Below are 18,411 nucleotides of genomic sequence, written 5' to 3'. Positions count from 1 at the left end.
CGTCCGTCTCAGCAAAATTTTAAGAAAGAATATTGACCTTACCCTTACGGGAAGGTTTATGTTTAGCCATAGATGAGAATTGGAGTATCACTATGAACCACTACATGACCCCATTGAACGGCTTAAACTGCATGGGTTGCGCAAAAAAAGTGCGTAACTTACTCAGTGACGTCGAGAATACCGACATCAACGACTTGTCTCCGACCTATATTGATGTGGTGACACCTTTAAGTTATCGCGAGATTTCAGAGCTAATCGGTACGCTGGGTTATTCTATTGGTCATCAGTGGCACTTATCTCTGTCTGGCTTAAACTGCGGCAAGTGCGTCAACAAACTCACATCGGCGCTACGAGAACACCCGCAAATTGGCACGTTCGATGTCTCTAAAACAGAACTGACACTAACCACCCAGCTTTCTGAGGAAGAGGTTATCGAGTGTGTAGAGGCAGTAGGTTATCAAGCACGCCCATATTCAGAAGACACTGACACCGTTGAAGATAGAAAAGAAGCTAACTCAGAGAATACTCCGGTTCAGGATTCAACGGAGCAAGCACACGCGTATCACCTAGTTTTACAGGGCATGACCTGTGCTAGCTGTGTCTCTTCAGTCGAAAAAGCGCTTAAGTCTGTTAATCATATCGAACGAGTTCAAGTTAACCTCGCCGAGCAAACCGCGCTCGTCTTTAGTTCGAGCAGCCGTGATCAGATAGAACAACCGCTTCTGCAAGCCGTAAAAGATGCTGGCTATCAAGCGGACTTTGTAGAAGATGCTCAGACTCAGCAAGAACAGCAGCAGCGTCAGCATACGAAGCTTCAGCGATCGTTTTTGATCAACTCGATCTCAGCATTGGCTCTGGGTGTGCCTATGATGGCATGGGGATTATTCGGCGGTAGCATGATGATCGAAAGTACCAATGACCAGATCGGTTGGGGCTTGATGGGGTTCATCTGCTTGGTACTACTTGCGACCTCGGGTCGACAATTCTTTATCAATGCATGGCAATCTTTACAGCATAAACGAGCAACCATGGACACCTTGGTCGCTCTCGGCACGGGTGCTGCATGGTTGTATTCAATGTTGGTCGTCATCGCACCAAGCTGGTTCCCGCAAGCGTCACGTCATGTCTATTTTGAAGCGAGCGCAATGATCATCGGTCTTATCTCTCTAGGGCACTATATTGAGGCCAAAGCTAAGGCTCGTACCACCCAATCATTGCAGGCCCTAATTAACCTTCAACCTCAACAAGCGACCGCGATTATTGATGGCAAAGAGCAGTCTATTGCCGTGGAAGCTATTGAAGTCGGTATGCAGATTCGAGTGAAGCCCGGTGAAAAGATGCCGATCGATGGTGTTGTTGTCTCGGGCGAATCGTATGTCGATGAGTCGATGCTTACTGGCGAACCTCTACCGAACATTAAGAAAGCTGCAGACAAGGTCTCAGCGGGCACTATTAATGGTGACGGCACCCTTGTAATAGAAACGACGGGTACAGGTTCTAGCACTATGCTTGCTCGTATTATTCAGATGGTTCGACAGGCACAGAGCACTAAACCTGCTATTGCCAAATTAGCCGACTCTATTTCGGCAGTATTTGTGCCTGTTGTTGTCGCGATTGCCGCTATTGCCGCTGGGGTTTGGTTTGTTTTCGGTCCTGAACCTAGCGCAAGTTACATGCTGGTTGTCTCAACCACAGTTCTTATCATCGCTTGTCCTTGTGCACTTGGGTTGGCAACACCTCTATCAGTCACCGTAGGTGTAGGCAAAGCAGCCGAACTAGGCATACTGATTAAAGATGCCGATGTACTGCAATCTGCAAGCAAGGTTGATGCAGTAGTGTTTGATAAAACGGGCACCTTGACCGAGGGCAAACCCCAAGTACAACAGGTGTTTAGTTACAACACCACTGAAGCTGAACTCATGACTCTCGCTTACTCTTTAGAGGTTGCTTCAGAGCATCCACTGGCTAAAGCGATATGTCAGCATGCCCAGTCTTTAAGCCTTGAGATCCAGCCAGTTTCAGAGTTTGAAAACCTACGCGGTCAAGGTATCAAAGCCAAGATTGATGACCAATGGGTGCAAGTGGGATCGCTCAGCTTTATGAAGAGTCTCGGTATCCAGCTTGAGACTGCAGTGAGCGCAATTGAAGCGTGTAACCAAGCTGCCTGGACTCCTATTTTTGTCTCTAAAAACCATCAGCTAGAAGGCATTATCGGCGTTTCTGACACATTGAAAAGCGACAGTAAGTTAGCGATTCAACAATTACAAAATCGCGGTGTTCATACTGTGCTGCTGACTGGTGACAACCAAGCGGTCGCTCAAGCAATTGGCGCTCAATTAGGAATTGATGATGTCATCTCCGACGTACTACCTGACCAAAAAGCAGAACATATCGTCAAGCTGCAACAGCGCTATTATCAAGTTGCGATGGTTGGCGATGGTATCAATGATGCGCCCGCGCTTGCTCAAGCCGATGTCGGTATCGCAATGGGCAGTGGTAGCGATGTCGCCATCGAAAGTGCACAAATGACACTGCTTAACTCTTCTCCGGTTTCGGTAAGCAACGCGATTGAGTTATCGCAAGCTACGGTGAAGAATATGAAACAAAACCTATTTGGAGCTTTTGTTTATAATTCGCTCGGCATTCCAATTGCTGCGGGTGTGCTTTATCCATTTTTCGGGTTCTTATTGAGCCCAGTGGTGGCGGGAGCTGCGATGGCTCTATCTTCCATAACCGTTGTAAGCAACGCAAACCGCTTACGACTATTCAAAACCACCGACAATAAAAACCAATAATTTTATCTTTATGAGGTACACCATGATTCGTAAAGTTCTCACTCTCACGGCACTTACTTTTATGTCTGGACAAGCATTGGCTGCCAACGTGCTTAATCACAAATCTCCTTACTGTGGCTGCTGTACAGATTGGACCGTTCACATGCAAGAAGCTGGATTTACAGTAACAGAAAAGCTCCACGACAACATGAACGCGGTTAAGCAAAAACTTGGCGTAGCACCAGAGCTCGCCTCTTGCCATACAGCTGAGATCGATGGCTATGTATTCGAAGGTCACATCCCTGCTGATGACATCAAAGCTTTCTTAGATAACCCACCACGCAATGCTATTGGTCTTGCCGTTCCGGGGATGCCGATGGGATCACCAGGTATGGAGTATGGCGACCAAAAGGATGAGTATTCGGTATACGCTTTCAATGAGAAAGGTCAGGTGTTCGAGTATCGCCACTACAAAGGCAACTAAACGTCCTTTCGCTAAAGCGAGTAACACTGAGCGCTGCCAGCCTATAACGAAAAATAGAGCCTAGTCACTACACACCTAAGAATTAGACTAACCTAAGACTTAGATTGCAAACTAGGCTCTTTGCTTTGGACAGTAAAGCAAATTTTATAGCACCAACTAGGCTGTTGATGCTAAATCCCCCTTCTGCACTCAGCTGTGCATAGAGCCGACAAGAGCACCCTCTTGCCGCTAGAACTCAATTAGAAGCCGTAAGAAGCACCGAATACGAATGCGTTGTTCTGCTTAGAGTCACCATTTGCGAAATCTACACCGTTAGCTTGGCTACGGAACTCAAAGTAAGGTTGGACACCTTGACGAGTCCATGTTGCACGCAACTCGTGGTCCATTGCTTCAGCTTCGATCATGTAAACGTTGTTGTAGCTAAGCGCAAGATCATCGTTAACTGTGTAGCCGATGCGGTTGTCCATGCGATAATCTGTTTTATCATCGTTAGAAGTTGCATCAATATGAGCACGTGTGCGGTTGCTGATCGAAATACCGTTATCGAAGTTGTAGCCAATCTTTACAAGAGGACGGTACTGAATGCTTTCACCTGCAGAGAATAGATGCTGGTAACCCGCCGCAACCCATAGATTGTCAGTAATGTTGAAAGATTGCTCACCGCCTACGGTAATACCCGGAGTTGTATTACCTGCACCGCCATTTTCAGACTCAAGTTTACCCAGTTGGATACCATCAAACTCAGTGTAAACAGTTAAGCCCCCTAGAGAATTATCAAACGTATGACCTGCTTCGAGTGTTGAAGTCATGTCAGAACCGTGAATACGACCGTCATCATGGAGCTGAATGTTACCTGTTACGTAAGAAGAACCAGCAAAAGCACTAGAAGAGAAAGCAAGAGATAGAGCACTTAGAGCGATAATTTTTTTCATAGTAAACTGCCTTAGTTTGATTTTTCAGCGGCATATCTTTGGTACATCATTCACCTTCGCCGCTTGAGTAATGGGTTGCCTCCCTGGCATGAAATCTATGTTGCTCGAATTAATTTTTGTTTCAAAATAAAAGAGTCATCTCAGTGATCTTCCTCACCGTCAAAAAACAACAAGTTATTTTTAACTTTGTATTCAATTACTTATAAAAAGTAAAAATTGATAAAAACCGTACTTATAAACTAAAAACCCCTTTAGATCACACAAATATCAGATCTTCAAACGGTTTTGAGTCGTTCAATCACACTGATTTGAGACTTTTTTATAGCAGACTTATTTTTTAGCAAAAATAATGAGAGCTTCATCACCATGATGATGAATCAGAGCCAAATCATAATCTTCAACAGCCACCTAACCTCGCAACCCCACTTTAAACAGATCGAGTATTCAGCAACAAAAAAACTCCCTATGAAAAGGGAGTTTTGTCATTAAACTTTATTGTGTGTTTACTTTACCGAGGTCACTCGGCTCGCTCGCTCGCCACTTTCTGAGATAGAGCGGATATAAACTTCACCTTCAACGCTTGGTCGCTGATTGTCGTCGTACGTTAGCCAAGTTTCACCATCCACAGAGTATTGCAGCTCTACACCTGGGAACTGAACGTTCATTGCCAGTTTACCCGCTTCAACTTTCGCACCTGGTACAGGTAGGCGGTAGTCGATACCCGCTTTTTCTAATTTAGCCAGTTCGCGTTGGCCAAGTACGTTCGCAAAGCGGTTGTAGTCTTGGTTTAGCGCAGCTTTGTCTACTAGGTTAGAGTTTTGCGAATATTCAACACCCACTTTGTAGTCGTTTTCCCAATCAGCACGGTGCCATGCACGCTCAGCGGCTGCTAGTACGCGAGGGAATACCATGTACTCGTATTGCTCGTCGTTACGTACTGTCTCAGACCAAAGCTGTGCTGATAGACCGTAGAAAGGTTTCGCTTCGATTTCACCTTTACCAGTGAAGCCGTTACCATCGCGGTCTACAGAGGTTTCTGCGTTCTGAGGCATGTTCTCTGGTGCAAAGCCAAACATCTTACGAGTATCTGTTGCACGTGTTGCCCAGTAGTAACCACGCTCTTTCGGGTCAACTTCGTATGGCATGTCCATGTACACGTAGTCTGGGTTAGAAACGATCACGTCGTAACCTTTCTTAGACCACTCATACACTGATGACGTGCCACCCCAGTAAAGAACGTCCCAGAAGTTAACACGCGTATTTTCTGTTGCGAACGCTTTCTCACCTTCACTGTATTTAAGACCATCTTGCCAAGCTTGGAAGTTTGGAATGCCTTTCTCTGCCACCATCTTCGACACTTCTTCAGCAAAGTGGCTTGGTAAGTGACCAAAGTCGCTTACCGTACCGTCAGCAATCAGAGTCTGACATTGTGGAGACTGTGCGAATGGCTTGTCCTGCTCGGACAAATCAATGTTACCCTTCCAGCTCACTTTCTCTTCTGCGTTGATGTCTTGCAGGCCAGCGCCTAGCTTGATGTTCTTCGCTTCGTCACCACCGAAATGCCATGTAGTTAAAGGTGCGCCAGCCTCTTGGTGCATTGCTGCTACTTCTGAAATCACCTTATCAACGAAGCGAGTGGAAGATTCCATACATGGATTGATGAAGCTTTGCTTGTTGTAGAACTGAACCGTCGTTACGTTCGATGTATCTTGAGGATCCATCAGGCGGTACTCGTTCGCTTCTGCTTCTTTACCTTCTTCCATTAGACGGTCGTAACGTGCTTCCATTGATACCACTGCTGCACGAGCGTGCGCTGGCATATCGATTTCAGGAATCACTTCGATGTTACGCGCTTTCGCGTACTTCAAGATGTCCACGTAGTCTGCTTTGCTGAAGAAGCCAGAACCAAAGTTGTCTGTCGTTGCACCTGAGCCAAGCTGAGGCAGTAAACAGCTTTTCTCTTCCAAATCGAAACAACGGTTAGCACCCACTTCAGTCAGCTCAGGCAGACCCGGGATTTCTAAACGCCAGCCTTCATCATCCGTTAGGTGAAGGTGTAGTTTGTTCATCTTGTACGCTGCCATTTGGTCAAGCGTTGCAAGGATTGCGTCCTTAGAGTGGAAGTTACGAGCCACGTCCACCATCACACCACGGTAATCAAAACGCGGCGCATCTTTAATAGACAGTTGTGGTAGAGAATCAGCATTTTGGCTATCTACCAGGCCAAAGATAGATTGTACTGCGTAGAAAGCACCTGCTTGGTCGAACGCTTTAATCACAATACTGTCGCCTTTGATGCTCATTTCGTAAGCACCAGATTTTGCTAATTCACCGGTGAAGTCTGCAGGAACAACAGTGATGCTTACAGGAAGATCACCACGAACATCCACACCTACCACTTCTGCACGATCTTGAATTGCTGCAAACTGAGTCGCATCGAATGCGTCTTTAGGCAGCGCAATACCCGCCGCGATATTTACCGTACCTTTACCTGCTTCAACAGACATTGGCGTTGGTAGTAACGTGGTTGATACGTCTTGTTTTGCTAGGTCTTCGTTCTTCTCGAAACGAGACACAGCGTTTGCAAATACATTGTTGTCATCTGGCGTACGTTTTAGGTTGTTACCCTCAAGGCCAGTCACGAAAGAGGCAACGTCTTCTGTGTTAAGAGAAGTGATCATCTTAGGCTCTGCGTTTGGTGCAGCAACAAACGCGCCTGGCATGAAGTCAGTTTCAAAGAGCTGCCAGTATTCACCAACCAGCGGAAGGACAACTTCTTCGCCCGCAGCAAAACCATCAAACTTATCTGTAGGTTCTAGTTTGTGTAGGTCTCCTGTTACACGAGTAATTTTAAACTGCTCATTATCAACATCCAGAATCAGACGAATACTGTGAAAGTAGATAGCCCAATCTTTAGAGTCAACCGCGTCACCTTGGTTAACTAGCGTCATGTTTACCTTATTACAAGATGCCCATTCTGCGCCTAAGTCCTGACATGCGAGACCTTCATTCGCACCATGATTCGTCAACACCTCATATTGAACATCAAGATTGTCCGCCAATGTATTCACGACTTGTTGCTCTGTCGATTGTGTAACAGCACATCCTGTTAACCCGACTAAAACTGCGACTGATAATAAGTTTCTCTTCAACATCATATTCACCCATAAGTTAAAATTGTGTGGAAGCAAATAAGTGCACCTCCAAAAGATAAATTCACTATATGACGTTATTTTTTGCCGTGAATTAAATCGAAGCAAGAAGGTGATCAACTTCAAACGTCGATGGGAAATAAAAATATAAAAGCTTTTAAATCATAAACTTAAACACAACGAACAATCCGTCATTTTTGTTTTGACGTAAATATTGGGAATCACTTCACAGATTCTAAGACAAAATTGATAGATTACTCACCGCATTTCGCTGTGATATTTTTAAAGTCAAATCAATGAGCGGATTTTTTATCGCTATAACGTGATTAATCTCTAATAAAATTACGTTAAAAACCAACGTCAAAATGGATTTTAACGAGCGACTACAATCAATTAAGGAGCCAATGTGCGCCAAATACTCAGCTTTATTGTTCTCTTCTGTACAGCGTGCTCGACCGCAATCGCAGAGCCTCTCTTCTGGCAGGCGAAAAAAGGTCAACTTGAGTTCATCATTTTTGGCTCTGTGCATGCCGGCGATGAATCCATGTACCCGCTTCCTAATCCAATCAACAATGCACTTAAACGCAGTAATGGACTTATCTTGGAGGCAGACCTCAAACAGACCGGAGGCTTAAAGTACCCTTCGACAACAATCACAACCGCTGATGTGCTCGATGACACTCAACAGGCGCAATTTAAACAGATCACCCAATCTCTCAACTTACCGCATCAGCAAATGTTACTTTCACCACCGTGGGCTACAGCACTCACAATCCAAATGAAGCAGTTTGAGCAACTAGGTTATCTGCCGCAGTTTGGTGTCGACGCTCACGTTGCTGCTCTTGCACAACAGCTTAATAAGCCTCTTATTACCTTAGAGTCATTGCAGTTCCAGATTGATTTGATTGCTCAAGGTGGAGAGGGAGGCAAAGAGCTGCTGCTGAGCTCTATTGAAGAGTTTGATGAAACGGGCGAGGCAACCCGCTGCTTGATCGATAGTTGGAAAGCGGGAGACAAGAAAAACCTAGAGCGTCTCGCAGAACTGGCCGCCATGTCACCGGAGCTAACCGCAGCGTTTCTTACCGATCGCAATCATGACTGGGCTGATAAGCTGAGCAGTAACAATTGGAAGCTAAAACAAGAGGCAACGTATTTAGTTGTGGTTGGTGCAATGCATCTTATTGGAGAACAGAGTCTTATCGACTTGTTGAAGGCACGCGGTTTTGAAGTGGTTCAGTTGTCGAAGAGTGAACAGACGCAATGCGAAGTGAAATAGCAGCTGTCGTAAGTCATTCATCGAGTGATGATATTTCGTATCCAATTATGTTAAGGGTTGACCTTAGGGGTCAGTCCTTTCTTTTGAAGATGGAAGAAGATTCCCTACTCGCTCCTTCGCCGCTCTAGGGAATGACATATCCGTTAGAATGCAAAAAAGCCGTAGCCCCTATCTATTATAAGGAGGGCTACGGCTTTCTTTAATGTGGTCGGTGAAGAGCGTGTTTTGAACATCAGGCGAACCCCATTTGGGTTCTATTCCTATTTCCTACATCCTAAAACGACGAAAGCCTGCTCATTGAGCAGGCTTTCTAAAAATGGTCGGTGAAGAGCGTGTTTTGAACATCAGACGAACCCCATTTGGGTTCTATTCCTTTCCCTTACCCTAAAACGACGAAAACCTGCTCATTGAGCAGGCTTTCTAAAAGTGGTCGGTGAAGAGGGATTCGAACCCCCGACCCTCTGGTCCCAAACCAGATGCGCTACCAAGCTGCGCTATTCACCGAGATATCTAACTGGCTCATTGCCTGTCGATGGAGCGTATAATACGGAATCTGAGTTTATCCGCAAGCGCTTTTTTCATTATTTCCTTCAATATTATACCGTTCGAACAAAAGACAACCAAGCACGATGAGAATGTGACCAAATACACACACTCACCAACAAAGATTTAACTTATGCAACAGGATTGATCCAGATCAGTAAACCGATAGGTTCAGTTAATAGAATTATACGTGTCACATAACTTTGAGGTATACACATGGACTTTTGGCTAGATCTCCTATTTGGTAATGCAGTGGGACTATCTTCAATGATAGTAATCTTCGGGGCTCTTGGTCTCATGATGTTTTATGGAGGCTTCTTCATTTACAAGGTTATGACCGACAAATCTCCTCACTAGAGTCGCCAAGCCTTAATCACCAACCTGTTTAAGTTGGGACTTAAAGATGCTTTGCACCGGAGCTGACTAATATTGTCTGCTCCGGTTTTTTCGTTTTTGAACCACCCCATAACTTAGGTATACTTTCTTTATCCCTCTCCAACTTGAGATAACCACTATGTCTCATGATGACGACCTAGATCTATTCCAACAAATGATGGGCGACGTTAAGCGTATTGACCAAGATACCGCGGAGCATCAAAAAGTTCACCGAGTCACCGAGTCTCACCTTGCTAAGCGCGAAGCGGCAATGTGGCTCTCTGACGATGAAAAAGATTACCTCTCTCTAGACTACTCTCCGATGCTGAAACCTGAAGATATCGTGGAGTACAAGAAAGATGGCGTGCAAGATGGCGTATATAAAAAGCTGCGCTTAGGAAAATACCCAATTCAGGCCAAGCTCGACCTGCACCGCAAAACGCTTAAAGATGCACGGAACGAGATCCTCTCTTTCTTGCGTCAATGTCTACGTATGGATATTCGTACTGTGATTATTGTTCACGGCAAGGGTGAACGCTCTAACCCACCAGCGATGATGAAAAGCTACGTGGCAAACTGGCTCTCGCAGATTAATGACGTGCAATGTGTTCACTCTGCGCAGCAGTTCCATGGCGGCACGGGGGCGGTGTATGTGATGCTAAGAAAAAGTGACGATAAAAAGTTAGAAAACCGAGAAAGACATCAGAAGCGCATGAGTTAGCTCAGGAAATTTAATTCGTGCTCAAGCTCACACTAGATGCTAAAATTATGCGCAGTTAAAGATACATACTCAGAAAGCAACTACTCGGTAGTTGCTTTTTGTTTACCTATATTCCGTTGTGAAACGCTAAGAGAAAATCATGTCACAAGAATCCCAAGCGAAACGTCTCAATAAATACATCAGTGAAACTGGCTTTTGCTCACGCCGTGAAGCTGACAAGCTAATTGATGCTGGCCGTGTCACCATTAATGGCAAGACTCCAGAAATGGGCACAAAAGTCCTACCTGGTGATGACGTAGAGATTGATGGCAAACCTGTTCGCTCGAAAGAGAAGCCTATCTATATCGCTCTAAACAAGCCAACCGGTATCACTTGTACTACTGAACGTGATATCCCAGGGAACATTGTCGACTTTGTGGGCCACCATAAACGTATCTTCCCTATTGGTCGTCTTGATAAACCTTCAGACGGCTTGATTTTCTTGACCAACGATGGCGATATCGTCAACAAGATCCTTCGTGCCGGCAACAACCACGAGAAAGAGTACGTGGTTCGTGTTGATAAACCAATCACAGGCGAGTTCTTGAAGAAAATGGCGTCAGGCGTACCGATCCTAGATACCGTTACCCTGCCATGTAAGGTGGAAAAAGAGACCAAGTTCTCTTTCCGTATTACTTTAACTCAAGGCTTGAACCGTCAGATTCGTCGTATGTGTGAAGCCTTAGGTTACGAGGTATTCAAGCTGCGTCGCGTGCGTATCATGAACATCTCCCTTGATGGTATTCCTAACGGTAAATGGCGCTACCTAAGTGATGACGAGATCGCGGAAATCTTGGCAATGTGTGAAGGCTCAGTGAGCACAGAAGAAGCGTCGAAACTAAACGCTAAAGGTCAACGCATTCGCAAAGCAACCGATGCAAAACTGTTTGATAGCCGAGAAGAGAACCAAGGCTCTAGAGCGCGTCGTAATCAGAAAGAGAACCGCCCACGTACCTTCAAAGGTAATAATGCCGATGAATTCCGTCATGCGCCAAACTCTAAGCGTGGTAAACGTCCATCTCACGGTGACGACCAACAAAGTGGTGAGCGTCAACGTACGAATCGCCAAGACCAAGAGCGTAATAACAACCGTGGTAAAGCGCCTTCTCGTTCTCATAGCAAGCCGACAAACGTTCGCAGACAAGAGACAAACCAAGCGCCGAAGAAACGCGTTGGCGGCACATTAAGCCTCAAGAAGTAGCAAGCTGAATAATAAAAATGCCCACTAACTCTAGTGGGCATTTTTGTATTCGAAGAGAGTATGTGAGTCGACTACAGACACAAATCGACAAACTGAGCTCGAGTCAGTTTGGCAAGGTCGCTTGGCGCCAACTCAATCTCTAAACCTCGTTTGCCCGCGCTAACACAGATGGTATCTTGAGGTTCTGCACTGGAGTGGATGAAAGTTGGTAGCGCCTTCTTTTGACCAAGAGGGCTAATTCCACCAACGACATAACCCGTTGTCTTCTGCGCAATATCCGGGTTGGCCATCTCAGCTTTCTTACCTTTCGCCGCTTTCGCTGCCAGTTTCAGGTTCAGCTTCTGGTCGACAGGAATCACGGCGACCGCGAGATCTTTGGCAACACCATTCAAGCAGAAAAGTAGTGTTTTAAAGACTTTCTTTGGGTCTTGTCCCAACGCTTCCACAGCCTCTAACCCATAACTGTCGTGGCTTGGATCGTGGTCATACTGATGGATGGTATGAGTAACTTTTTTCTTCTTTGCAAGATTGATGGCCGGTGTCATGGTTTTTCCAAATATCAGATAAACAAAAAGCGATGCCGAAGCATCGCTTTAGTTAAAATTATCAGGCGCTGAGAGTCAATCTAAACCCTCGATTTACCTAATTATTTGTAAACCATTTCACCAGATGGTGCGTACGCGTTTACGTCTACTGGGCTGTTTGCTTCTAGGTACTCTTTTAGTACTTCAGCGTCAACAAAACCAGTGTTTACGTAACCTGGGTGACCCGTTAGTTTAGGGTAACCGTCGCCGCCCGCAGCGTTGAAGCTTGGTACAGTGAAACGGTACGTTTCGTCTAGACGAAGTTGCTTACCACCGATGAATACGTTAGAAACCTTGCCATTTTCTACTGTCATTGAGATACCAGCGAACTGAGCGTAAGCGCCAGAGTCGATTGGTTTCGTTGCAACAACATTTAGGTAATCCAGTACTTCAGCACCCGTCATGTCAGTGTAAGTTAGGATGTTTGCAAATGGTTGAACCGTTAATACGTCTTTGTACGTCACTTCACCCGCTTCGATAGAGTCACGAACACCACCAGAGTTCATCACAGCGAAGTCAGCTTTAGCACGCTCCATGTGAGATGTTGCGATCAGACGACCAAGGTTTGTTTGTTGGAAACGAACAACGTTACGATCACCTTCAAGTTTGCCATTCGTTTCAGCAATCTTAACTTCAAGCTGTGCTTGGCCTTGTTCTTGGAACGGACGTAGGAACTCTAGTAGTTCTGGATCTTGTGCAATCTCATCTTGGATAAGAACACGTTGTTTCTTACCGTCGATCTTAACCTTCTTCTTCAAGTTAACTGGGATCAGGTCGTAGCTTACCATCTCTAGTTCGCCATTACGGAATTCGTAGTCAGCACGGCCTACGTATTTACCCCACTCGTGAGCTTGAACGATGTAAGTACCGTTTTGTACATCCGGCTTACACTCGTCACCTGGCTTGAAGTTTTTCTTCGCTACGTTCGGGCCTTCCATACATACAGGCTCTTGAGAGTGACCACCAACGATCATATCTAGGTCGCCTTCGTTTAGGTAGCGAGCTAGAGCAACGTCACCCGGTGCATTAACACCACGTTGACCGTTTTCGTAGTGACCCATGTGAGTAACTGCGAAGATAAGATCCGGCTTTTCTGTCTCTTTCAGTTCAGCAATCAGCTTTTTCGCTTCTTCTTTTGGATCACGGAAGTCAATGCCAGCAATAAATTCAGGATTACCGATCTTAGCGGTGTCTTCTGTCGTTAGACCAATAACAGCAATCTTAATACCTTGCTTTTCAAACATTTCGTAAGCTTGGAACTTGCGCTCACCGGTCGCTTTATCATAGATGTTTGCAGATAGCATTGGGAAGTTCGCCCAATCGATCTGTTTAGCGAGTACGTCTAAAGAGTTATCAAACTCGTGGTTACCCAACGCCATTGCATCGTAACCAATCTTGTTCATACCTTTAAAATCTGGTTCGGCATCTTGTAGATCTGACTCTGGTACACCTGTGTTGATGTCACCACCAGATAGAAGCAGCACGCTACCACCTTCCGCACGAATCTCCTCACGAAGCTCGTCGATTAGAGTCTTACGAGCGGCCATGCCGTACTCACCGTATTTATTCTGCCAGAAGCGACCGTGGTGGTCGTTAGTATGCAGAACAGTTAGCTTGTAAGTTTTATCGTTTTCCCACTCTTGAGCAGGTTGAGATGCGCAACCTGCAAGAGTTGCTAGGATCGCAGCACTGAGTGCTGTCTTTAGAATAAGGCGTTGCTTCATTGTCATACCTTTGAACTTTTTAGGGGGAATCCACTGCTTTAAAGCCATCGCAATTAAACGGACGCTTGTTTGGCAAACATCGTTAAAGGATAGTAAAACTTGAAGTAGTTTAAATTAAGAAGGTAAACCTAACAGAGTGATTTCATATTTATGTAGGATAGATCACCTTAATCAGCTTTCGATTGTGTAACAAACAAACGAAGTTGCATTTCATTCAATAAGTGATCACAGGCAAACGTTTTCATGCGTTTACGCGCCGTTTGTGATATTGATTAACCAATCAACAAGTTAAGATAACTTAAGCTAAATTTATAATTATTATCAAGCACTTATTGTTATAATATAACACACCAATAAGTGCCATTTCAGTGTGGAATGACAAATGTCCCTCAGTACAACTACACAAATTATAGACACAAAAAAGCCGACTCAAATGCCGGCTTTCGTTCTTTAATTACGACTATTTAATGTCGATATGATCGAAACCTTTGATCAAATCATCAAGTGCTTTCATTTGCGCTAGGAATGGTTCTAGCTTGTCCAATGGTAGTGCCGACGGACCATCACAACGTGCTTGATCTGGGTTCGGGTGCGCTTCAATAAACAGACCAGCGATACCTGTCGCTAAACCCGCTTTTGCAAGTTCAACAGTCTGCTCACGACGACCGCCTGATGCCGCGCCTGAAGGGTCACGCATCTGCAGTGAGTGAGTCACGTCGAAGATAATTGGGCTGCCGTTTGATGCTTTTTTCATCACACCAAAGCCAAGCATATCAACAACCAAGTTGTCGTAACCCATACACGAGCCACGCTCACAAAGGATGATGTTCTCATTGCCACACTCAGCAAACTTATCAACGATGTTGCCAACTTGACCAGGGCTCATGAACTGTGGCTTTTTCACGTTAATTACAGCGCCTGTTTTCGCCATCGCTTCAACAAGGTCAGTTTGACGAGCTAGGAACGCAGGAAGCTGAATCACATCAACAACGTCTGCGACTGGCTGTGCTTGAGCTTCAGTATGAACATCCGTGATGATTTTCACGCCAAACGTGTCTTTAAGCTCTTGGAAAATCTTAAGACCTTCTTCCATGCCTGGACCACGGTAAGAGTGTACAGAGCTGCGGTTCGCTTTATCAAAAGACGCCTTAAATACGTAAGGGATACCTAGCTTCTCAGTCACTTTTACGTAGTGTTCACAGATCTGCATCGCTAGATCGCGAGACTCAAGAACATTCATACCTGCAAATAGCGTAAATGGCTTGTCGTTTGCAATTGGCATATCGCCAATGTGAACTGTTTTCTGTTCCATCATATTCTCTCTAGATAATTGTTAATTAGTGAACCACAACGACTTTTTCGTTCATCGCGTTCACTTGAGATTTAAGTAACTCAGACGCTGGGTCATCTGGGCATTGGTCAATAAAATACTGATAATCAGTCGCAGCGATTTGGTGACAATCCAGTTGCTGATAGATAAAACCACGATCGCGAATTTCATACGGATCATCTGGCACAAAAGTTAACGCCAAATCAGTACACTTTAGTGCAAGAGTATAGCGCTCTTCTCGCAGCAACGCGCTTTTCAAAAGTGCTAACCACTTACCGATAATAGTTGGGTGATCAGCAACTTCAAGATGTTCGCTTTTCACTTGAGCAAGCGGGCCATCATGACCAATCAACCAAGCGCGCAGGGTTTGTTGCCCAACATACTCACCATTGTAAGGGTTGATGTAGACAGGAGCTTGATCGTACCAAGTAACCTTGAGTAGGAATTGCGTTGGGAAAGAGACACCATCAACAGGGAAACCCAACTTACGTCCTAAATATAAGAAGATGGCACCTAAGCTCACCGGTACACCCTTTTTGCGCTCTAGGACTTTATCAATAAACGCATTATCTGAAGAGAAATACGCATCTTTATCTCCAGCAAAGCCCCACTCATAAAAGAACAGACGGATAAAAGATTCAAACTTTTGCTGTTCATCTGTCTCATGCACCAATGCTTGCTCAGCATCGCTTAGCAGTCGAGCCAGTTCTAGCTCTGCCCACTTGTCTTGAGTCTCAGGGTTTACCGCTTTATTTAAGATCAAAGCACCTTCCACCAGCTCTAGCTGGTCAAAGTCTTCGTCAAAAAATTCGTACATAGATAATTAACCGAAATACTAAGATAACTAACCTAAACAGGCAGATAACTAACCTAAACAGGAAAACAATTAGCCGAAGAACGTTGGCACTTTAGTAACAGCAATCTTACCTGCCATCGCCAACCAACCTAACGCACCGAAAAACGAAAAGGTTCTAAGCAACTTGTTTTTACCGAACTTAAGCGCAAAGAAGCCCAGTGCGATGTATGCCATAACACAAGTCAGTTTCTCTGTTAGCCAAGGCGCTGCTGGGGTAAATGGAATAAAACCAGTAATAAAGATCAGACCAATACCAGACAACAGCAGTAGTGAGTCGTTGATATGTGGGAAGCGTTGCAGGAATGGGTGCTTAAGCATTGGAGAATTTGCCATCATAAGCGCGTAGCGAACTGACAGTAGTAGAGCACTAAGCCCAACCGTCAATAAGTGAAAATGTTTTAAACCTTCGTACATGATATCCCTTTAATTTCTTTTATTTGCGTTTTATCTAACACCGACACTAAGGTAGATAGCGTCCCAAAGTGACTCTATCATTGCCGCCATAGTCTTTTTCTGTCATGACGTCTAAATAGCCCAAGGCCTGCATGATCTCGCGAACCGCATCTCCTTGATCGTAACCGTGCTCAAATGCCAACCAACCATCGGCTTCTAGATAGTAGCGAGCATGGTCGGCAATATGCTTGATGTCTGCTAAACCTTTCTCTTCCGCAACCAGCGCTGTAATAGGTTCGAAGCGCACATCCCCTTGAGACAGATGTGGATCATCTTTCTCAATGTAAGGTGGATTCGATACGATCAACGAAAAGCGGCTGTCTTCAGATAACGGTTCAAACCAACTGCCATTTAAAAAAGTGGTGTTGGTGATGTTAAGGCGTTCCGCATTCTCGCTAGCGAGTTGTTGCGCTTCAGGACGCAGGTCAATCCCAGTCACATTGCGGTTAGGCATCTCAGATGCGAGTGCCAACGCAATCGCCCCTGTCCCTGTACCTAAATCGAGGATGTCACCTGTCTTACCAAATGTTTTATCCAACGCGACTTCAACCAAACGCTCAGTATCAGGTCGAGGAATCAAGGTTGAAGGAGAAACTTTCAAAGGTAACGACCAAAACTCTCGCTCACCGACAATATACGCGACTGGTTCTCCGGTGAGCCTGCGCGTCAGCAGTTCGTTGAAATGCTGTTCTTGTTCGAGAGTCAGATGTTTTTCTGGCCAAGTAAGAAGGTAGGAACGAGGTTTATCAAGCGTGTGGCAAAGCAGCACAGCAGCATCAATAGAGGGCGAAGTGTTCTCGCCCTCTTGAAGCTGTACGATTGCTGCTTTTAATGCACTTTCAACCGTATAGGCAGATTGCATAGGGTTTAGTTGTTCTCAGCTAGCGCAGCAAGTTGGTCGGCTTGGTGCTCTTGCAGTACTGGATCAACTAGACTTTGTAGGTCGCCTTCTAGCACTTCGTTCAGGCGGTAAAGTGTTAGGTTGATACGGTGATCAGAAACACGACCTTGTGGGTAGTTGTAAGTACGGATACGGTCACTACGGTCACCCGAGCCTAGTAGGTTACGACGGGTGTCTGATACTTCAGCAGCACGACGCTCTTCTTCAGCTTGTACAATACGCGCAGCAAGAACTGCCATCGCTTTCGCTTTGTTTTTGTGCTGAGAACGCTCGTCTTGACACTCTACCACTGTACCTGTTGGCAAGTGAGTAATACGGATTGCAGAGTCCGTGGTGTTAACGTGTTGACCACCCGCGCCTGATGCACGGAAGGTATCAATTTTCAGGTCTGCCGCTTTAATTTCTGGAAGATCCGCTTCTGGGATTTCAGGCATAACAGCAACGGTACATGCTGAAGTATGAACACGACCTTGAGATTCTGTCTCTGGCACACGCTGAACACGGTGACCGCCAGACTCAAACTTCATCACGCCATAAACGCCTTCGCCGCTTATTTTAGCGATCATCTCTTTGTAACCGCCCTGCTCTGAATCATTGCTGCTCATTACTTCAACGCGCCAGCCTTTCTTCTCAGCAAATTTAGAGTACATACGGAACAGGTTACCTGCGAAGATACCCGCTTCGTCACCACCAGCACCAGCGCGGATCTCTAGGAAACAGTTACGCTCATCGTTTGGATCTTTTGGCAGCAGTAGGATTTGAAGTTCATCAGTCAGGCGCGCGATCGCCTCTTTCGCTTCTTTAATCTCTTCTTGCGCCATTTCACGCATCTCTTCGTCGTCTTCTTGCGCCATATCTTCGGCAGCTTCTAGATCGTCTTGCGCTTGCTGGTACGCTTGGAAGCACTTGGTCACTTCTTCTAACTGAGAGTACTCTTTCGATAGTGCGCGGAATTTGTTTTGATCACCGATCACATCTGGATCACCAAGCAGGTGTTGAACTTCTTCGTAGCGTTCAACAAGTGTTTCAAGCTTTACTAGAATCGAGGCTTTCATATTCGTCTTAT

General features: G+C 45.4%; 14 protein-coding genes, 1 tRNA gene and 1 pseudogene. 6 read left to right on the top strand and 10 right to left on the bottom strand.

Annotated elements, in window-relative coordinates; translation table 11 throughout:
• Window positions 1–92 precede the first annotated feature (92 nt).
• Window positions 93–2,795, top strand: coding sequence for a heavy metal translocating P-type ATPase (locus vsple_RS03810; protein ID WP_261882708.1), 2,703 nt, complete (start codon window positions 93–95; stop codon window positions 2,793–2,795).
• Window positions 2,796–2,817: 22 nt separating this feature from the next.
• Window positions 2,818–3,258, top strand: coding sequence for a DUF411 domain-containing protein (locus vsple_RS03805; protein ID WP_261882707.1), 441 nt, complete (start codon window positions 2,818–2,820; stop codon window positions 3,256–3,258).
• A 239-nt stretch (window positions 3,259–3,497) separates the two neighbouring features.
• Here the strand turns inward: vsple_RS03805 and vsple_RS03800 are convergent, their stop codons facing one another.
• Both vsple_RS03800 and vsple_RS03795 read right to left on the bottom strand, forming a co-directional pair.
• The gene (locus vsple_RS03800) at window positions 3,498–4,190 is read right to left on the bottom strand and encodes an oligogalacturonate-specific porin KdgM family protein (protein WP_255231250.1); all 693 of its coding nucleotides are present in this window, start codon (window positions 4,188–4,190) and stop codon (window positions 3,498–3,500) included.
• A gap of 503 nt (window positions 4,191–4,693) precedes the next feature.
• Window positions 4,694–7,345 carry a beta-N-acetylhexosaminidase gene (locus vsple_RS03795; protein ID WP_261883116.1) on the bottom strand — a complete coding sequence of 884 codons (2,652 nt, stop codon included), beginning with the start codon at window positions 7,343–7,345 and terminating at the stop codon, window positions 4,694–4,696.
• 403 nt (window positions 7,346–7,748) lie between these two features.
• On the opposite strand from vsple_RS03795, the gene vsple_RS03790 reads away from it, so the two are divergent.
• Window positions 7,749–8,618, top strand: a complete 870-nt coding sequence (locus vsple_RS03790; RefSeq protein ID WP_261882706.1) for a TraB/GumN family protein — start codon at window positions 7,749–7,751, stop codon at window positions 8,616–8,618.
• A gap of 427 nt (window positions 8,619–9,045) precedes the next feature.
• Here the strand turns inward: vsple_RS03790 and vsple_RS03785 are convergent.
• Window positions 9,046–9,122 (bottom strand) — tRNA-Pro (locus tag vsple_RS03785).
• Between the two features lie 255 nt (window positions 9,123–9,377).
• On the opposite strand from vsple_RS03785, the gene vsple_RS03780 reads away from it, so the two are divergent.
• From vsple_RS03780 to rluF, 3 genes and pseudogenes are all read left to right on the top strand, one after another.
• Window positions 9,378–9,518, top strand: a complete 141-nt coding sequence (locus vsple_RS03780) for a DUF3149 domain-containing protein (RefSeq protein WP_004739790.1) — start codon at window positions 9,378–9,380, stop codon at window positions 9,516–9,518.
• 157 nt (window positions 9,519–9,675) lie between these two features.
• Window positions 9,676–10,257, top strand: a complete 582-nt coding sequence (smrA, locus tag vsple_RS03775; RefSeq protein ID WP_032550078.1) for a DNA endonuclease SmrA — start codon at window positions 9,676–9,678, stop codon at window positions 10,255–10,257.
• Window positions 10,258–10,396: 139 nt separating this feature from the next.
• Window positions 10,397–11,312, top strand: a pseudogene (rluF, locus tag vsple_RS03770) (23S rRNA pseudouridine(2604) synthase RluF); the annotation flags it as partial.
• Between the two features lie 256 nt (window positions 11,313–11,568).
• Here the strand turns inward: rluF and ybaK are convergent.
• From ybaK to prfA, 7 genes are all read right to left on the bottom strand, one after another.
• Entirely contained in the window at window positions 11,569–12,042 is a 474-nt protein-coding gene (gene ybaK, locus vsple_RS03765) for a Cys-tRNA(Pro) deacylase (protein WP_255231253.1), read from the bottom strand.
• A 101-nt stretch (window positions 12,043–12,143) separates the two neighbouring features.
• The gene (ushA, locus tag vsple_RS03760; protein WP_255231254.1) at window positions 12,144–13,805 is read right to left on the bottom strand and encodes a bifunctional UDP-sugar hydrolase/5'-nucleotidase UshA; all 1,662 of its coding nucleotides are present in this window, start codon (window positions 13,803–13,805) and stop codon (window positions 12,144–12,146) included.
• A gap of 460 nt (window positions 13,806–14,265) precedes the next feature.
• Complete coding sequence (kdsA, locus tag vsple_RS03755) at window positions 14,266–15,117, bottom strand: 3-deoxy-8-phosphooctulonate synthase (protein ID WP_032550074.1); 852 nt, start codon at window positions 15,115–15,117, stop codon at window positions 14,266–14,268.
• 25 nt (window positions 15,118–15,142) lie between these two features.
• On the bottom strand, window positions 15,143–15,952 hold the full coding sequence (locus tag vsple_RS03750; protein ID WP_255231255.1) for a SirB1 family protein: 810 nt from the start codon (window positions 15,950–15,952) through the stop codon (window positions 15,143–15,145).
• A gap of 69 nt (window positions 15,953–16,021) precedes the next feature.
• A complete protein-coding gene (locus vsple_RS03745; protein ID WP_032550072.1) occupies window positions 16,022–16,405 on the bottom strand; it encodes a SirB2 family protein in 384 nt (127 codons plus the stop codon).
• Window positions 16,406–16,451: 46 nt separating this feature from the next.
• Window positions 16,452–17,306 carry a peptide chain release factor N(5)-glutamine methyltransferase gene (gene prmC / locus vsple_RS03740; RefSeq protein ID WP_261882704.1) on the bottom strand — a complete coding sequence of 285 codons (855 nt, stop codon included), beginning with the start codon at window positions 17,304–17,306 and terminating at the stop codon, window positions 16,452–16,454.
• A 5-nt stretch (window positions 17,307–17,311) separates the two neighbouring features.
• Entirely contained in the window at window positions 17,312–18,400 is a 1,089-nt protein-coding gene (gene prfA / locus vsple_RS03735; protein WP_255231257.1) for a peptide chain release factor 1, read from the bottom strand.
• Window positions 18,401–18,411: the final 11 nt, after the last annotated feature.

The organism is Vibrio pelagius, assembly GCF_024347575.1.
Classification (GTDB): Bacteria; Pseudomonadota; Gammaproteobacteria; order Enterobacterales; family Vibrionaceae; genus Vibrio; species Vibrio pelagius.
Note: the sequence above shows the minus strand (reverse complement) of the source record. Positions and strands in the feature narration are given on the sequence as shown.